We start from the raw sequence: 16,462 nt of genomic DNA on the forward strand, positions 1-16,462 counted from the left end.
ACCGACATCGACGACCTCACCCTGCGCTGCGGCCCCCACCACCGACTGCTGTCCAACGGCTGGCGCACCCGCAAACGCGCCGACGGGGTAACCGAGACGCTGCCCCCCGCCCACCTCGACCGCGGCCAACCCCGCACCAACAGCTACCACCACCCCGAGAAACTGCTACGCGACAGCGCCAACGACGACGATGGCCCCTAATCAGCGGATTACAGCGGCGTCACATACGCCGAGCTGATCCCGCCGTCGACCAGAAACGTCGAGCCGGTGATGAACGAGGCGTCGTCGCTGGCCAGGAACGCCACCGCGGCCGCGATCTCCTCCGGCTCGGCGAACCGGCCCACCGGTACGTGCACCAGCCGGCGCGCCGCGCGCTCCGGGTCGGCGGCGAACAACTCCTGCAGCAGTGGAGTGTTCACCGGTCCGGGGCACAGGGCGTTGACCCGGATGCCCTGGCGGGCGTACTGCACGCCGAGCTCCCGCGACATGGCCAGCACGCCGCCCTTGGAAGCCGTGTAGGAGATCTGTGAGGTGGCCGAACCCATCACCGCCACGAACGATGCGGTATTGATGATCGAGCCGCGTCCGGCCGGCGCCATGTGTCGCAGCGCAGCCCGGCAGCACAGGTAGACCGACTTCAGGTTGACGTCCTGAACACGTTGCCAGGCCGGCAATTCGGTGGTTTCGATCAGGTCGTCGTCGGGCGGCGAGATGCCGGCGTTGTTGAAGGCGATGTCGACCGCGCCGAAGGTCTGCGCCGCGGTGTCGAACAGCGCGTCGACCTGCTCCTGGTCGGAGACGTCGACCGGGAGGAACAGACCGTCCAGTTCTTCGGCGACCGCGGCGCCCGCCGAGGGGTCGAGGTCACCGACCACGATGCGGGCACCCTCGGAGCGCATGCGCCGGGCGGCCGCGAGGCCGATTCCGCCACCGGCACCGGTCACCACGGCGACGCGCCCGGCCAGGCGTTGGGTCAGGTCGGTCACTCACTTCTCCTTCACTGCGATGAACACGTTCTTGGTGTCGGTGAAGGCCAGCGGGGCATCCGGCCCCAGCTCACGGCCCAGCCCCGATTGTTTGAAGCCGCCGAACGGTGTGTTGAAGCGCACCGACGAGTGCGAATTCACCGACAGATTGCCGGCTTCCACCGCGCGCGACATCCGCAGCGCCCTCGACAGGTCGTCGGTCCAGATCGAACCCGACAGCCCGTAGACGGTGTCGTTGGCCAGCGCCACCGCGTCGGCCTCATCCTCGAATGGCAGTACCGTCACCACCGGGCCGAAGATCTCCTCGGTGACGCAGCGGTCATCACGTGCCGGGGTCAGCACCGTCGGCGGGAACCAGAATCCCGGGCCGTCGGGCGCCCGGCCGCGGAAGGCGACCGGCGCGTCGTCGGGAACGTAGGAGGCCACCTTCTCCCAGTGCGGTCGTGAGACCAGCGGGCCCATCTCGGTGTCACGCGAGGCGGGGTCGCCAACCACGACACCGGCGACCGCGGGCTCGAGCAGCTCCATGAAACGGTCGTAAACACTTGCCTGCACCAGGATCCGGCTGCGGGCGCAGCAGTCCTGCCCGGCGTTGTCGAACACCCCGTAGGGTGCGGTGGCCGCCGCCTGCTCCAGGTCGCAGTCGGCGAACACGATGTTGGCGCTCTTGCCGCCCAACTCCAGCGTGACCCGTTTGACGCCGGGCGCCGCGGCCGCCAGCACCCGGGTGCCGGTGACGGTGGAACCGGTGAACACGACCTTGGCCACATCCGGGTGGGTGACCAGGCGCTCCCCCACCTCGGCGCCGGGTCCCGGTAGCACCTGCAGCAGATCAGGGTCCAAGCCGGCGTGAACGGCCAACTCCGCCAACCTGATAGTGGTCAGCGGGGTCCACTCGGCGGGCTTGATCAGCACCGCGTTGCCGGCGGCCAGCGCCGGGGCGAACCCCCACGCTGCGATCGGCATCGGAAAGTTCCACGGGGTGATGATGCCGACCACGCCGAGCGGCTCGTGGAAGGTGACGTCCAGCCCGCCGGCCACCGGTATCTGCTGACCGGACAACCGTTCCGGGCTGGCCGCGTAGAACTGCAGCACGTCGCGGACATGCCCGGCCTCCCATTCGGCGGCCGACACCGGATGACCGGCGTTGCTCACCTCGAGGGCGGCCAGCTCGTCGACGTGGGCGTCGACTGCCGCGGCGAAGTCCCGCAACGCCGACGCCCGCGCGGCCGGCGCCGACCGCGCCCACCGCCGCTGCGCGGCCTGCGCGCGGCCCACCGCATCGTCGACCGCGGCGGCGTCGACGTGCTCGACGGAGCCGAACGCCGCCCCGGTGGCCGGGTTGATGAGGTCGTGTGTCGTCATCGGCTCACCCGCGCCGCCGCATAGTCGCGCGCCGCGTCCACGATCGCGGTGAACAGCCGCAGATCGTCCAGCGACGCCTCCGGATGCCACTGGACCGCGAGCACGAAGTCCTCTCCGGGAAGCTCGATCGCCTCGATGACACCGTCGTCATCGCGCGCGCTGACCACCAGCTTGTCCCCCAGCTCGGCGATCGCCTGGTGGTGGTAGCACTGCACCTGGCAGGTCTCGCCCAGCAAGTCGGCCAGTCGGGTGCCCGCCACGGTGCGCGCCGGCATCGGGGTGAACACGCCGTTGCCGGCCCGGTGGCCGCCACTGCCGAGCACGTCGGGTAGATGCTGATGCAACGTCCCGCCGAGTGCGACATTGAGCACCTGGGCGCCGCGGCAGATGCCCAGCACCGGCAGCCGGCGCCGAAGCGCCTCGGCGAGCAGCGCGAACTCCCAGGCGTCACGCGTCGCGTCGGGCTGATCGGTCTCGGCGTGCGGCGGCTGGCCGTAGCCGGCCGGGTCGAGGTCTCGGCCGCCGGTGATCACCAGACCGCAGATGCCGTCGAGCACCCGAGCGGCGATCTGGGGTGTCACCGGCTGCGGCGGCAGCAGCACCGCGATACCACCGGCGGCGGTGACGCCCTCAAGGTAGGCGGCGGGCAACAGCCCCGCCCGCACATCCCACACCCCGAACCGCGCCCGGTCCAGGTAGCTGGTCAGTCCGATCACCGGGCCGACCGGTTCACGCGGTTCAGAACCTCTCAAAGCCCCGAACCCTTTCCCAGTCGGTCACCGCGGTGTTGAAGGCGTCCATCTCCACTCGGGCGCCGTGCAGGTAATGCTCGACCACGTCGTCACCGAACGCCTTGCGCGCCACCGCCGATTCGGCGAACGCCGCGGCTGCCTCGGCGAGCGTGGTGGGCAACTGTGGCAGTCCGGCGCGATAGGCGTCACCATCGACCGGGTCCGGAAGTTCCAGATCGTTGTCGATCCCGTGCAGGCCGGCCGCGATCAGCGCCGCCACCGCCAGGTAGGGGTTGACGTCACCGCCGGGCACCCGGCACTCCACCCGCAGCGAGTCACCGCCGCCGATGACCCGCAGGGCGCAGGTGCGATTGTCCAGGCCCCACCCGATCACGGTCGGCGCGAAGCTGCCGCCGACGAACCGTTTGTAGGAATTGATGTTCGGCGCGTAACACAGCGTCAGCTCAGCCAGGGTGGCGAGCTGGCCGGCCAGGAAGCTGCGAAACAACCCCGACATGCCGTGCGGTGCCGCCGGGTCGGCGAACACCGCCTCGCCGTCGGCGCTGCGCAGCGACAGGTGCACATGGCAGCTGTTGCCTTCGCGTTCGTCGAATTTGGCCATGAACGTCAGGCTCTTGCCGTGTTGGTCGGCGATCTCCTTGGCGCCGCTCTTGTAGACGCTGTGGTTGTCGCAGGCGACCAGCGCCTCCTCGTAGCGGAAGGTGATCTCCTGCTGGCCGGTGTGGCACTCCCCCTTGACGCCCTCGCAACGCATGCCGGCGCCGGCCATGCCCAACCGGATGTCACGCAGCAGCGGTTCCAGCCGGGCACCGGCGACCAGACCGTAGTCCGCGTTGTAGTCGGTCGCCGCTGTCAAGCCGCGATAACCTGCGGCCCATGCCTGCCGGTAGCTGTCGTCGAAGACCAGGAACTCCAGTTCCGTTGCGGCGTAGGCGACCAGCCCGCGTTCGGCCAACCGTGCGAGCTGAGCGGTCAGGATCTGGCGGGGCGACACCGCGACCTGGCTGCCATCGGGCCAGCGGGCATCGGCGAGAACGTGGGCGGTGCCGGGCAGCCACGGGATGCGTCGCAGCGTGGCGAAGTCGGGTCGCAGCACCAGATCGCCGTAGCCGGTTCCCCAGTCGGCGATCGGGTAGCCGGGGACGGTGTTCATCTCGACGTCGACGGCGAGCAGGTAGCTGCAGCATTCCACGCCGTGGCCGGCGACCTCGTCGAGGAAGTGCTGCGCCGCGACCCGCTTCCCGACCAGCCGGCCCTGCATGTCGGTGAATGCCACCACGACGGTGTCGATATCGCCGGACCCGACCAGTTGCTGCAGTTCGATCTGGGACAGCATCGCTGGCCGGGTCATAGTGCTCCTTCGCCGACGACGGTCCCCCTGACAGTTGAGTGCTGCCAGGCTACCCGCCCGCCGTCAGCCGATGGCCTCCAGCCGACGGAATTGCTGGGACCGGTAGCAGTCGGCACAGGTCGACCGGCGGATCTTGCCGCTGGTGGTGATCGGTAACGAGCCGGGCGCCACCAGCACCAGATCGGCCACCCGGACCCCGTGCAATCGCGAAACCTCCGCCGCCACTTCCCGTTTCAGGGTCTGCATCCGCTGAGATTCCTCGTCGGGATTGCCCCGGCTCTTGACTTCGGCGATGACGACCAGCTGCTCGCGGCCGTCCCGGCTGACCGGGACGGCAGCCACCCGGCCGCCGGTGAGCTCCTGCACCGTGGCCTCGATGTCGTCGGGGTAGTGGTTGCGGCCATCAACGATCAACAGATCCTTGATACGGCCGACGACCAACAGCTCACCGTCGTGGATGACGCCCAGATCCCCGGTGCGCAACCAGGGTCCCGTAGGGGTGCCCGGGGTCGGAACGTCGAGCCGCCCCCCGAAGGTGCGTTCGGTCGCCTCCGGGTTGTGCCAGTAGCCGCTGGCGACGTTGGGCCCGTGGATCCAGATCTCGCCCACCTTGCCCGCGGGGTTCTCGGTACGGCTGTCGGGGTCGACGATCCGCACCGTGCAGGCGCGCGGGGCACCGATGCTGACCAGGTCGGCGCCCGCGGGGCTGACCTCGGCGGTGCCGGCCACCAGTTTCTCGTAGTCGAGCCGGACCGTCACCGGCCGATGCGTGCGCGGCGCCGATGCCACGTAGACCATCGCCTCGGCCAGCCCGTAGGAGGGTGCCAGGGCGTTGGCCGGCAGGTTGAAGCGGGCGAATCGCTCGGTGAAGCGGCGGATCGTCGCCGCGTGGATGCGCTCGCTGCCGCTCAAGATGGTGTGCACCCCGCCGAGGTCGAGTCCGGCCATGTCGTCGTCGGTCGTGCGTCGCGAGGCCAGCTCGAACGCGAAGTTCGGCCCGGCGGTGAACGAACAGGGGTTGCCGGCGAGCTGCTGCATCCACCGGGCCGGCTTCTGCAGGAAGGCGATCGGACTCATGATCACCGAGTGGCGGCCCAGCGTGACGGCGCCCATGACGCCGAGCAGCAGCCCCATGTCGTGGTAGAACGGCAGCCACGACACCAGGGTGGTGTCGGCCGGTGCCACTCCCCCGTCGTCGCCGAAGTAGTCGGCCAGGACCTGCTCGATGTTGGCGAACACGTTCCGGTGCGAGACCACCACGCCTCGCGGCGAACCGGTCGAGCCCGAGGTGTACTGCAGCAGCGCGGTCTTGGTGGTGAGCGCGCCGGCACCGTTCCAGCCGGCGGGCGAGTCGAGGTCGAGCAGATCCACCTCGATGATCGCCGGCGGGTTGCCCCCGACGGCGCTCACGCAGGCGTTGATGTCACCGGCCACGGCCGATGTGGTCAGCACCGCGGCTGGGGCGCAGTCCTTCAGCGCCGCGGTGACGCGTTCGTCGCGGCTGCCGAACGCCGGCACCGGTAGCGGGACCACGATGCAGCCGGCCTCCATCGCGCCGAAGAAGGCGGCGATGTATTCCAGGCCCTGCGGCGCCAGTAACGCGACGCGGTCGCCCGGCGAAGCCACCGCGGCCACCTCGACGGCGACCGACTCCGTGCGCCGCAGGATCTGCGGCCACGTCAGGGTCTCTGCGTAGCCCGCTTGATCGACGTCGTAGTCGATGAAGGTGAACGCCGGCCGGTCCGGCCATTGCTGAGCCCGTTCACGCAGCAGTGCCGGTATCGAATGCCCCCACGACAACACTTCTTACCCCCAGATTTGTGCTATTCGATTTTTCCGAACGCGGCGGCCCCCGATGCCGCACGGCGATGCCGAACTTACTCTTGACGCCAGCCTCTACCAGGTACTGGCCCGCAACACGATCTCCATCGCGAGTTGCGCGGTGAACTCACTCGCGCTGCGGCGCCCGGGAAGCATCACCAGCCGGTGTTCGCCGTAGACGAACCGCTGGCTGGCTTCGGCCACCGAAGCGGCGGCGCGGGAACTGACCAGCACGGTGGTGTTGATCTCCACCGGCGGGCAGCGTTCGTCGCGGATCGCCCCGCCCAGATCCGGTGCCCGCGGATGTCCGCGGTCGAGTACCACCAGGCCGGTGAACCGGTCCGGGCGGGTGGCCGCGAGCTCCCAGGCGTTGTCACCACCGCTGCGGTCGCCCACCAGTACCCCGCATTGGACTCCCAGCGAATCCAGGATGCCCACCACGGCCTTGGGTGTCAGTCGCGAGTCGGCGCCGATCACGATGGTTCGCAACGACGCAGTGTGCAGCCGTTGACAGACCGCCTCGTAGGCGGTCAGCGGGTGTTGGGCCGCCGCGAGCATGACCACGACCGGCCCGTTGTGCGGGCCGGCGACATCGATCGGGATCGGAAACCCGTCGATGGTCATCATCGTGCCCGGCATTTTCGCAACGCTACCGCCAGCGGGGCCGCATGGGGCGGTTTTGACAGGCCCTCAGCAGCTCAACAGAAACGGCGGTGACGTCACGGAAGTGTCAGGATCTCGGCCCCGTCATCGGTGACCACCAAGGTGTGCTCGAACTGCGCAGTCCACTGCCCGTCGCTGGTGACGACCGTCCAGTCGTCATCCCAGATCTCGTAGTCCAACGTCCCGAGATTGATCATCGGTTCGATGGTGAACGTCATGCCCGGCTCGATGACGGTGTCCACCTCGGGCTGGTCGTAATGCAGCACCACCAGTCCGTTGTGGAAGGTGGTGCCGATCCCATGGCCGGTGAAGTCGCGGACCACGTTGTAACCGAACCGATTCGCGTACGCCTCGATGACCCGGCCGATCACCGACAGCGCCCGGCCCGGTTTGACCGCCTTGATCGCGCGCATCGTGGCCTCCCGGGTGCGCTCGACCAGCAGGCGGTGCTCCTCGGAGACCTCCCCGGCCAGAAAGGTGGCGTTGGTATCGCCGTGCACACCGTCGATATAAGCGGTGACGTCGATGTTGACGATGTCCCCGTCGGCGATCACCGTCGAGTCCGGGATGCCGTGGCAGATGACCTCGTTGAGCGAGGTGCAGCACGACTTCGGAAAGCCCTTGTAGCCCAGCGTGGAGGGGTAGGCGCCGTGGTCGACCATGTAGTCGTGGGCGATGCGGTCCAGCGCGTCGGTGGTCACCCCGGGGGCGACGGCGCTGCCCGCCGCGGCCAGCGCGCCCGCGGCGATCCGGCCCGCCACCCGCATCTTCTCGATCACCTCGGGTGTCTGCACCCACGGCTCGCTGCCCTCGGCGGCGGTGGATCTGCCGACGTATTCCGGCCGCGGGATCGACTTGGGCACCGGCAGCGTCGGAGACACCACACCGGGGGAAAGCGGGGTACGGACGGCCATCACGCCAGCCTAGCGGTGATCGCAAGGCCCGCGGAGCCGGGCAAATGGGGACACCTCCCGCTTGCGGGGGAGGGTCACCGCCATCGACACCGCGGAGCTGTTCAGCGCCGCCAGCGCAGCTTGCGCTGGGGGCCCTTGATGTCCACTGACCCGCACACCACGCGTCCGGCCAGCACCACATGCGGAGTGCCCTCGGCGCGGGCGTCCCTGCGATGGTCCTTGGCGCTGCCGAAGTAGACCTCGACGTCGTCGATGGAGGCGCTGGCGCCGTCGGGCAACCGGATGGCGACCGAGCCGCACCGCATGTCGAGTTCGATGACGACCACCGGCCCGGCGAACCGCGCCTTGGTGAGATCGAGGTCCACCGAGCCCAGGCGCCGCACCAGGGCCAGCCGAGTCGGCACGATCCACTCCCCGTGCCGCTTGAGCGAGCCGGCCCAGCCGCGCAGTTCGACCCGGTCGGCCGCCGAGCTGACGATCGCCCGCGGCCCCGGCAGGTCTCCGATCAGGGTGTCGAGTTCCGAGCGCATCCGCGCCTGCGACACCTGGGCGGCACGCTCCTCGAATTCGCCGATGTCGATCAGCCCGAGGGAGACGGCGTTGTGCAGGCGACGCAGCGTGCCGTTGCGGTCCGCATCGGAAATACGCAAGGCCACGTCATCGAGACCGGTCATGGCTTCTCAATTTACCGCCGCGGGCCGGCGCGTGCGTCAGAGTGCGGTCAGAGCAGGAAGTTGTCCGGCAGCGAGTCGAACATCACCTTGGTCATCCGCACCGCGTACTCCGAGCTCCCGCCGCCGACGATCAGCGCCGCGAAGGCCATGTCGCCGCGGTAGCCGGCGAACCACGAATGCGACCCGCCGGCGAACTCGGCTTCGCCGGTCTTGCCGAACACCGGTCCGCACCCGGCCAGGGCCCGGGCGGTGCCGTCGGTGACCACCAGCCGCATCATCTGACGCAGGCCGTCGAGCATCTCGTCGCTCACCGGCGGGCCCACCGGGCCGTTGACGGTGGTCGGCCGGCCCTCGATCAGCCGGGGCACCGGAGTCTTGCCGGCGGCCACCGTCGCCGCGGCCAACGCGACGCCGAACGGGCTGGCCAGCACCTTGCCCTGGCCGAATCCGTCCTCGGTCAGTTCGGCCAGATCCACCGTCGGCGGCACCGAACCGGTGACGGTGGTGATGCCGTCCACCAGGTAGTCGACCCCGATCCCATACCGGCTGGCCGCCTGGGAGAGCGCCCGCGGCGGCATCCGGCTGGCCAGTTCGGCGAACGTGGTGTTGCACGAGTTGGCGAAGGCCCGCGACATCGACACCATCCCCAGGTCGAACCCGCCGTAGTTGGGGATGGTGCGCTGGCCGATGTCGAGGCTGCCGGGACAGCCCACCATCGAATTCGGGGAGACCATGTCCCGTTCGATCGCCGCGCCGGCGGTGACCATCTTGAACGTCGAGCCGGGCGGGTACAGACCGGTGGTCGCGACCAGTCCGTCGGCGTCGGCGGCGGCGTTCTGCGCGACCGCGAGCAGCTCGCCGGTCGACGGTTTGATCACCACCATCATCGCCTTGTTGCCACGGGTGTTGACCGCGTTCTGGGCGGCACGCTGAACCGATCGGTCCAGGCTGATCGTCAGCGACGGCGCCGGTGACGGGTCGACCTCGTGCAGCACCGCCACGTCGACACCGTTCTGGTTGACGCTCACGACGCGCCAGCCCGCCTCGCCGTCGAGTCGGTCCGCAACGGCTTTCTTCACCTCACCGACGAGCACCGGCGCGAACCGGTCGTCGGTGGGCAGCAGCTCCGGACGCGGGGTGATCACCACCCCGGGCAGCGCGCCGATCGCCGCCTCGACGCGGTCGTGGTCGTTCTTGCGCAGCGTGATCAGGTCCAGCGGAGTGACCGAGGAACTGGCCTGCTCGGCGAGCCGTTGCGGGTCGCCCAGGGTGTCGTCGAACGGCCGCAGCACCTCGATCACCGCGCCCGCGGTGCGCATCAGATTCCGCCCGGCCCGGCCGGCGTCGAGTTCGTAGTGGTAGACGTAGCCGGGCACCAACACGTCGGTACCGCCGGCCTCGTTGACCGAGGCGCGGCGCGGCGGGTCGGCCCGCAGCGCGAAGGTCTGGTGTTCCCCGAGCTTGGGATGCAGGCCGGTCGCCGTCCAGCGGACCGCCCAGTGCCCTTCGTTGCGCACCATCTTGAGCTGGCCGTCATAGGACCAGGCGCGGTTCTTCGGCAGCTGCCAGGTGTAGCGGTAGGACACCGTGCCGGTGTCGTCGTTGTAGCGCGTGCCGATGACCTGGGCGTCGAGGTGCTCGGCCTGCAATCCTGCCCAGGCGGCGTTGAGGGCGCTACGGGCGGTGGCCGGGTCGTCGCTGAGCTCGGCGGCGGTCGCGGTGTCACCGGTGGCCAGCGCGGCGAAGAATCGCTCGGCGACCGGTGCGGGACCGTCCGGGCGGGGCGTGCACGCCGCCAAGCCGGCCACGGTGAGCAACACCGCGAACATGCCTGTGACTCGTGTGGCTAATGAGCTTGCAGTTGTCATTGAGGCAGATGTTACGAAATGGAAACGGCCGAGGCGCGGAGGCGCACCGAGACAGCGGGCACCTGCCGCTTGCGGGGGAGAGTCAGCGTGTCCGGTACTCGAACTTGTCCGCGCCAACTCCAGCTTCGGCGAGCAACTCGCGGCAGGCACACATCCGATCAGTCCAGCAACACGGTCGCAAAGGTGCCGGTCTGGGTGAACCCGACCCGCTCGTAGGTGGCCCGAGCCACCTCATTGAAATCGTTGACGTACAAGCTGGCGACACGGCCGGTGCCGACGATCACCGCGGCCAGCATCGCGGTGCCCCCGGAGCCCAGCCCTTGTCCCCGTCGTTCGGGGTGCACCCAGACGCCCTGGATCTGCCCCACCGCCGGCGACTGCGAGCCCACCTCGGCCTTGAACACCACCTCGCCACGTTCGAACCGAGCCCACGCCCGGCCGGCCGCGATCAGGTTGGCCACCCGGCGGCGGTAGGCGCGGCCACCGTCACCGAGCCGCGGATCCACCCCGACCTCGCCGATGAACATGTCGACGGCCGCCACCAGGTAGGCGTCGAGTTCGTCCGGGCGCACCTGACGAACCTCCGGGTCCATCGCGCAGTCGGGCATGGTGCGCAACGCCATCAGCGGCTGGCTCTCGCGCACGTCGCGGGCCGGACCCCAGACATCTACCAGGCGCTGCCACATCGGCAACACCAACTCGGCACGGCCGACCAGCGATGAACACCGCCGGATGGCGCTCACCGCCTTGTCGGCGAAGGCCGTCAGGTCGGCCGGCGTCCCGCGCAGCGGTATCAGGTTCGCCCCGGCGTAGCACAGCGATTCGTCCACGCCGCCGCGCGTCCACAGTTCGCCGCCGATGGAACGGGGATCGACACCGTGGTCGGCGACGCGGGCAGCAACCATGCAGGAGCCGACCGGATCGGCGTCGAGCACTCGCCACACCGCGCCGACGTCGCGCGCGACGGACACCCGTCGCTGATCGAGGCGGAAATCCGGCGGAGCCGACATAGTGACTCTTTCTTGCGAACTGACGTGCCGCGCGCGGTCGGCGGATCGGCTGGTTTATGCGGCGGTCCCAGCTTCGCCGCTCCTCCGTCGAGGCTCGCTGAACCGCCGGGTTCAGCTTACGGTGACGGTGGGCGCACCGCCGGGAGTTCCGTCCCCGGCGTCGGCTCCCACCGCCCCCATCTCCGAAGCCAGGCGCAACGCCTCCTCGATCAGGGTCTCGACGATCTGCGCCTCGGGGACGGTCTTGATCACCTGGCCCTTGACGAAGATCTGGCCCTTGCCGTTGCCGGAGGCCACACCCAGATCCGCCTCGCGGGCCTCACCGGGTCCGTTGACCACGCATCCCATCACCGCGACCCGCAGCGGGATGTCGAGCCCCTCCAGCCCGGCGGTGACCTCGTTGGCCAGCTTGTAGACGTCGACCTGCGCGCGACCGCACGACGGGCACGAGACGATCTCCAGCCCCCGCGGACGCAGGTTGAGCGATTCCAGGATCTGGTTGCCGACCTTGACCTCTTCGACCGGCGGCGCGGACAGCGACACCCGGATGGTGTCGCCGATGCCGCGGGACAGCAGCGCGCCGAACGCCACGGCGGACTTGATGGTGCCCTGGAACGCCGGTCCGGCCTCGGTGACGCCCAGGTGCAGCGGGTAGTCGCACTGCTCGGCCAGTTGCTCGTAGGCGGCCACCATCACGACCGGGTCATTGTGCTTGACGCTGATCTTGACGTCGCCGAAGCCGTGCTCCTCGAACAGCGACGCCTCCCACAGCGCCGACTCGACCAGCGCCTCGGGGGTGGCCTTGCCGTACTTGGTCAAAAACCGCTTGTCCAGCGAGCCGGCGTTGACGCCGATCCGGATCGGCACACCGGCCGCGCCGGCAGCCTTGGCGACATCGGCCACCCGGCCGTCGAACTCCTTGATGTTGCCCGGGTTCACCCGCACCGCAGCACAGCCGGCGTCGATCGCGGCGAAGATGTACTTCGGCTGGAAGTGGATGTCGGCGATCACCGGGATCTTGCTCTTGCGCGCGATGGTCGCCAGCGCGTCGGCGTCCTCCTGGCGCGGGCAGGCCACCCGCACGATGTCGCAGCCGGCCGTGGTCAGCGCGGCGATCTGCTGCAGCGTCGCGTCGACGTCGTGGGTCTTGGTGGTGCACATCGACTGCACCGAGATCGGGTGGTCGCTGCCCACCCCGACGCCACCGACCATCAACTGGCGGGTCTTACGGCGCGGCGCCAGTGTCGGCGCCGGCACCGCCGGCATACCTAGGCCGACGGACATGCGGGGTCTCCTGTCAAAACAACCTGATCGGGTTGACCAAGTCGGCGGTCACGGTAAGCAACATGTAACCGACCACCACGATCAACACTACGTAAGTGGCCGGCATCAGCTTGAGATAGTTCACCGGCGCGGCCGCGACCTTCCCGCGTGCCGAACGAACCATGTTGCGGAGCTTTTCGTACAGCGCGATCGCGATGTGCCCGCCGTCGAACGGCAGCAACGGCACCAGGTTGAGCACGCCCAGGATGAAGTTCAGCTGCGCCAGGAAGAACCAGAACGCCACCCACAGCCCGTGGTCGACGGTGTCACCGCCGATGATCGAGGCGCCCACCACGCTGATCGGAGTCTCCGGGTCACGCTCCCCGTTCGGGTTGCCGATGGCGTGCATCAGCGCGCCGACTTTCGACGGGATGTTGGCCAGCGACTTGCCCAGCAGCACCGCCAGGTCACCGCTGAAGGTGAACGTAGCCGGCACCGCGGTGATCGGGTTGTACTGGGTGGGCCCGAACTGGGCGGCCCCCACCCCGATGGCTCCCACGGTGCTGGGAACCGCCTCGCTGTCACGCCCGTCGGCGATCCAACGCTGCGTGGGCGTCACATCGACGTACTTGGTCAACTCGTGGCCGTCGCGTTCGACGACGATCGGGACGGTGCCGTGCTGTTTGCGCACGGCGGCGGCCATCTCCTCGAAAGTCGACACGGGTGTGTCACCGACTTTGACCACCACGTCGCCGGCCCGCACGCCCGCCAGCGCCGCCGGACCGGGACCCGAGCACGTGCCCAGTTCCCCCTTGACGACTTCCGGTGCCACACAAGCTGTTTCGCCGATCACCGCGCTGGTGGGCGCGTGCAGGTTGGGCAGGCCCCAGATGGTGGCGATGGCATACACCAGCACCAGGCCGATGACGAAGTTCATGCCGGGGCCGGCGAACAGCACCGCCACCCGCTTCCAGGTCTGCTGCTTGTACATGGCGCGCTCGACTTCGTCGGGCGCCAGTTCCTCCACCGCCGTCATGCCGGCGATGTCGCAGAAGCCGCCGGCCGGGATCGCTTTGAGGCCGTATTCGGTGTCGCCGCGGCGCGTCGACCACAATGTGGTGCCGAAGCCGACGAAGTAGCGGCGCACCTTCATCCCGGTGGCCCGGGCCACCCACATGTGGCCGCATTCGTGCAGCGCCACCGATACCAGGATGGCCAGCGCGAACAGCGCGATGCCGACCGCAAACATCATCGGGTGCTTCCGACCTTTCTCATAGCTAGCGCCTCGACGGCGCGAGCCGCCCGTTGGCGGGCCCAGCGTTGCGCATCGAGTACCTCATCCACGGTAGCGGGTTGCGCGGCCCACTGGTCGGCGGCGCCCAGCACCTCGGCGATGGTGTCGACGATCGCGGGGAAACCGATCCGGCCCGCCAGGAACGCTTCGGCTGCCTCTTCGTTGGCGGCGTTGTAGACCGCGGTCATGCAGCCACCGGTCTGACCGGCGTGCCGCGCCAGCTGCACCGCCGGGAACACCGCATCGTCCAGCGGCTCGAACTCCCAACTGGAGGCGCTGGTGAAGTCGCATGCCGCCGCCGCGCCGGGCACCCGGGCGGGCCAGCCCAAGGCCAACGCGATCGGCAGCCTCATGTCCGGCGGGCTGGCCTGGGCGATCGTCGAGCCGTCGGTGAAGGTGACCATGGAGTGCACGATCGACTGCGGGTGCACCACGACGTCGATGTGCTCGTAGGCGACGCCGAACAGCAGGTGGGTCTCGATCAGCTCGAGCCCCTTGTTCACCAGCGATGCCGAGTTCAGCGTGTTCATCGGGCCCATCGACCAGGTCGGATGCGCGCCCGCCTGCTCGGGTGTGACGTGCTCCAGCTCGGCGGCGCGGTAGCCGCGGAACGGGCCGCCCGAGGCGGTGAGCACGATCTTGGCGACCTCGTCGGCGGTGCCGGAGCGCAGGCACTGAGCGATCGCCGAATGCTCGGAATCCACCGGCACGATCTGGCCGGGCGCAGCGGCTTGCAGCACCAGCGGCCCGCCGGCGATCAGTGATTCCTTGTTGGCCAGCGCCAGCCGGGCCCCGGTTTGCAGCGCGGCCAGCGTGGGTCGCAGCCCCAATGCGCCGACCAGGGCGTTGAGCACCACATCGGCCTCGGTTTCCTCGACCAGACGGGTGACGCCGTTGGGCCCGAGGTGGGTGGCGTCCAGCGCGTCACCGACCTGCGCGTCGGCCACGGCGATGTTGGTGACGCCGGTCTGGGCGCGCTGAGCGGCCAGCAGCTTCGGGTTGCCGCCGCCGGCCGCCAGCCCGACCACCTCGAAGCGATCCGGGTTGGCGGCGATGACCTGCAGCGCCTGGGTTCCGATCGAGCCGGTCGAGCCCAGCAGCAGAACTCTGGTCCGGCCCGCCGCAGACACACTCACCTGCTCATTGTGCCCGAGATCAGTCGCGTGGTTCCCCGGTGTAGTCGCCGAAGCTCCACAGGTTGCCCTCCGGGTCGCGGACGACGAACTCGCGGGCCCCGTAGTCGGTGCCGGCCAGCGGGCGCACGACATCGGCATCACGGCTCACGACGCGCTGGTAGAGGCCGTCGGGATCGGCGGTGACGACGTAGGCGCCGGTCGTGCCGGGCTCGCGGCACCATTCATTGCCGGGCTTGTGGCTGCCCAGCATGATGCCGCCGCAGCCTTCCGGCCAGATCAGTTCGGCGTGCGCGATGGTGTCGCCGTCCACGCCGCAGCGGGCTGTCTCGACGAAGCCGAAGGTGTCGACGTAGTAGTCGATGAGTTTGATCGGGTTATGCGCTTGCAGGGTCACCCAGACGGTCGGATTGGAAGTGGTCTTGGAAGTGGTCATAGCACCACTGTGATCTGATGCCGTGCCCGCCGTCTTGAATGTTTTGGAACTCTTCGGCCAGCCAGATTCCCGGCGGGACACCGGCGAACCGGACGAAGTCGCGGGTCAGGTGGGCCTGATCGGCGTATCCGGCTTCGGCGGCGACGGCGGCGAGATCGACGCGGTGGTACCGGCGCGCAACGTCGGCGATCCGGGCGGTCGCATACTCGAACCGCATCAGCATGGCCACCGTCTTGGGTGTTCGGCCCACTTCGCGGCGAAAAAGCGTGATCAGGTGCCGCGTGCTCACCCCGACCTGCTCGGCGAGCACGCCAACCGGCGCTGTACCGCGGCTGCGCTCCAGCTGGTGCCAGGCGTACGCCACTTCGGGGCGCACGGTGACGCCCTCACGGCGACGGTGCGCATCCAGCAGGTGATGCGCAACCAGCGCGAAGGCGTCGGGCCACCCGCGCGCTTCGGCGGCCCGTTCATGAAGTTCGGCCGCTGCACGCCCCAGCACCGGTGCCGCATCGAAGTCGGTCACGCTGAGTTCAGCGGCGGGAACCCCGAACAGGGCACGTGACGCCAGCGGGTGCACGGCCAACTGCACTCCGGCCTGCCCGCGGCGCTGCCGTACCTGGCTGGCCTGCGTGTGCAGTCCGCCCAAGATGACCGGACTCGGTTTTGCGGCCGGCAACGCCTCGGCGGTGGCGGCTGCCTGCACCCCGTCGTCGAGGCTGACGATGAATACCAACGTCGACGACGGCATCCCCCGATGAACGGTGCCGGGGATCTCCCGCACGCGGTAGCCCACCATCGACGTCACACCGGGCGCGCTGTGTGGCGGCGCCACGGCGAACTCCGAGATCCGCGGATCTTGGTCGGCTTGGGAGGCCATTGCGCCCACGGTAGACCCTTGACGGCCGTCGCTGCCCGGCGCAGAATCCTACGCA

At 69.3% G+C, this 16,462-nt stretch carries 15 protein-coding genes and 1 pseudogene; 1 reads left to right on the plus strand and 15 read right to left on the minus strand.

Going from position 1 to position 16,462, the window contains the following annotated elements; all coding sequences use genetic code 11:
• Nucleotides 1–201 (plus strand): annotated as a pseudogene (locus BST10_RS19035) (HNH endonuclease signature motif containing protein); the annotation flags it as partial.
• Nucleotides 202–209: 8 nt separating this feature from the next.
• On the opposite strand, the gene BST10_RS19040 reads toward BST10_RS19035, so the two are convergent.
• The 15 genes from BST10_RS19040 to BST10_RS19110 all read right to left on the minus strand — a co-directional run bounded on the left by BST10_RS19040 (nt 210) and on the right by BST10_RS19110 (nt 16,326).
• Entirely contained in the window at nt 210–986 is a 777-nt protein-coding gene (locus tag BST10_RS19040) for a 3-oxoacyl-ACP reductase (protein WP_013829508.1), read from the minus strand.
• Nucleotides 987–2,351 carry an aldehyde dehydrogenase family protein gene (locus tag BST10_RS19045; RefSeq protein WP_083039945.1) on the minus strand — a complete coding sequence of 455 codons (1,365 nt, stop codon included), beginning with the start codon at nt 2,349–2,351 and terminating at the stop codon, nt 987–989.
• On the minus strand, nt 2,348–3,067 hold the full coding sequence (locus tag BST10_RS19050; protein WP_083039948.1) for a gamma-glutamyl-gamma-aminobutyrate hydrolase family protein: 720 nt from the start codon (nt 3,065–3,067) through the stop codon (nt 2,348–2,350). Before BST10_RS19050 ends, BST10_RS19045 begins: the two co-directional genes overlap by 4 nt.
• Before the next feature lie 22 nt (nt 3,068–3,089).
• Entirely contained in the window at nt 3,090–4,454 is a 1,365-nt protein-coding gene (locus BST10_RS19055; RefSeq protein WP_083039951.1) for a glutamine synthetase family protein, read from the minus strand.
• A 63-nt stretch (nt 4,455–4,517) separates the two neighbouring features.
• Nucleotides 4,518–6,257: an AMP-binding protein gene (locus tag BST10_RS19060; protein ID WP_013829512.1), complete on the minus strand. Its 1,740-nt coding sequence runs from the start codon at nt 6,255–6,257 to the stop codon at nt 4,518–4,520.
• 93 nt (nt 6,258–6,350) lie between these two features.
• Nucleotides 6,351–6,914, minus strand: a complete 564-nt coding sequence (locus BST10_RS19065) for an alpha/beta fold hydrolase (RefSeq protein WP_013829513.1) — start codon at nt 6,912–6,914, stop codon at nt 6,351–6,353.
• An 80-nt stretch (nt 6,915–6,994) separates the two neighbouring features.
• Complete coding sequence (map, locus tag BST10_RS19070) at nt 6,995–7,852, minus strand: type I methionyl aminopeptidase (RefSeq protein WP_013829514.1); 858 nt, start codon at nt 7,850–7,852, stop codon at nt 6,995–6,997.
• 101 nt (nt 7,853–7,953) lie between these two features.
• A complete protein-coding gene (locus BST10_RS19075) occupies nt 7,954–8,526 on the minus strand; it encodes a DUF1707 SHOCT-like domain-containing protein (protein WP_083039954.1) in 573 nt (190 codons plus the stop codon).
• A 47-nt stretch (nt 8,527–8,573) separates the two neighbouring features.
• Entirely contained in the window at nt 8,574–10,394 is a 1,821-nt protein-coding gene (locus BST10_RS19080) for a penicillin-binding transpeptidase domain-containing protein (RefSeq protein WP_041318229.1), read from the minus strand.
• Nucleotides 10,395–10,552: 158 nt separating this feature from the next.
• Nucleotides 10,553–11,404 (minus strand): GNAT family N-acetyltransferase, encoded by an 852-nt coding sequence (locus BST10_RS19085; protein ID WP_013829517.1) that lies wholly within the window; start codon nt 11,402–11,404, stop codon nt 10,553–10,555.
• A 111-nt stretch (nt 11,405–11,515) separates the two neighbouring features.
• The gene (ispG, locus tag BST10_RS19090) at nt 11,516–12,688 is read right to left on the minus strand and encodes a flavodoxin-dependent (E)-4-hydroxy-3-methylbut-2-enyl-diphosphate synthase (protein WP_013829518.1); all 1,173 of its coding nucleotides are present in this window, start codon (nt 12,686–12,688) and stop codon (nt 11,516–11,518) included.
• A gap of 13 nt (nt 12,689–12,701) precedes the next feature.
• Nucleotides 12,702–13,919 (minus strand): M50 family metallopeptidase, encoded by a 1,218-nt coding sequence (locus BST10_RS19095; protein ID WP_041318233.1) that lies wholly within the window; start codon nt 13,917–13,919, stop codon nt 12,702–12,704.
• Nucleotides 13,916–15,097 carry a 1-deoxy-D-xylulose-5-phosphate reductoisomerase gene (gene dxr, locus BST10_RS19100; RefSeq protein ID WP_232062417.1) on the minus strand — a complete coding sequence of 394 codons (1,182 nt, stop codon included), beginning with the start codon at nt 15,095–15,097 and terminating at the stop codon, nt 13,916–13,918. Before dxr ends, BST10_RS19095 begins: the two co-directional genes overlap by 4 nt.
• A 19-nt stretch (nt 15,098–15,116) precedes the next feature.
• A complete protein-coding gene (locus BST10_RS19105) occupies nt 15,117–15,530 on the minus strand; it encodes a VOC family protein (protein WP_049792892.1) in 414 nt (137 codons plus the stop codon).
• Entirely contained in the window at nt 15,472–16,326 is an 855-nt protein-coding gene (locus BST10_RS19110; RefSeq protein WP_083039996.1) for a helix-turn-helix transcriptional regulator, read from the minus strand. Before BST10_RS19110 ends, BST10_RS19105 begins: the two co-directional genes overlap by 59 nt.
• Nucleotides 16,327–16,462 lie beyond the last annotated feature (136 nt).

This window comes from Mycolicibacter algericus DSM 45454, assembly GCF_002086455.1.
GTDB classification, from domain to species: domain Bacteria; phylum Actinomycetota; class Actinomycetes; order Mycobacteriales; family Mycobacteriaceae; genus Mycobacterium; species Mycobacterium algericum.

Excerpts from the sequence above, each read along its gene's own strand:
- BST10_RS19045 (WP_083039945.1), bottom strand. The coding sequence starts at position 2,351 with ATGACGACACACGACCTCATCAACCCGGCCACCGGGGCGGCGTTCGGC.
- BST10_RS19055 (WP_083039951.1), bottom strand. The coding sequence starts at position 4,454 with ATGACCCGGCCAGCGATGCTGTCCCAGATCGAACTGCAGCAACTGGTC.
- BST10_RS19065 (WP_013829513.1), bottom strand. The coding sequence starts at position 6,914 with ATGCCGGGCACGATGATGACCATCGACGGGTTTCCGATCCCGATCGAT.
- map (WP_013829514.1), bottom strand. The coding sequence starts at position 7,852 with ATGGCCGTCCGTACCCCGCTTTCCCCCGGTGTGGTGTCTCCGACGCTG.
- BST10_RS19075 (WP_083039954.1), bottom strand. The coding sequence starts at position 8,526 with ATGACCGGTCTCGATGACGTGGCCTTGCGTATTTCCGATGCGGACCGC.
- BST10_RS19080 (WP_041318229.1), bottom strand. The coding sequence starts at position 10,394 with ATGACAACTGCAAGCTCATTAGCCACACGAGTCACAGGCATGTTCGCG.
- BST10_RS19085 (WP_013829517.1), bottom strand. The coding sequence starts at position 11,404 with ATGTCGGCTCCGCCGGATTTCCGCCTCGATCAGCGACGGGTGTCCGTC.
- ispG (WP_013829518.1), bottom strand. The coding sequence starts at position 12,688 with ATGTCCGTCGGCCTAGGTATGCCGGCGGTGCCGGCGCCGACACTGGCG.
- BST10_RS19095 (WP_041318233.1), bottom strand. The coding sequence starts at position 13,919 with ATGATGTTTGCGGTCGGCATCGCGCTGTTCGCGCTGGCCATCCTGGTA.
- BST10_RS19105 (WP_049792892.1), bottom strand. The coding sequence starts at position 15,530 with ATGACCACTTCCAAGACCACTTCCAATCCGACCGTCTGGGTGACCCTG.
- BST10_RS19110 (WP_083039996.1), bottom strand. The coding sequence starts at position 16,326 with ATGGTGGGCTACCGCGTGCGGGAGATCCCCGGCACCGTTCATCGGGGG.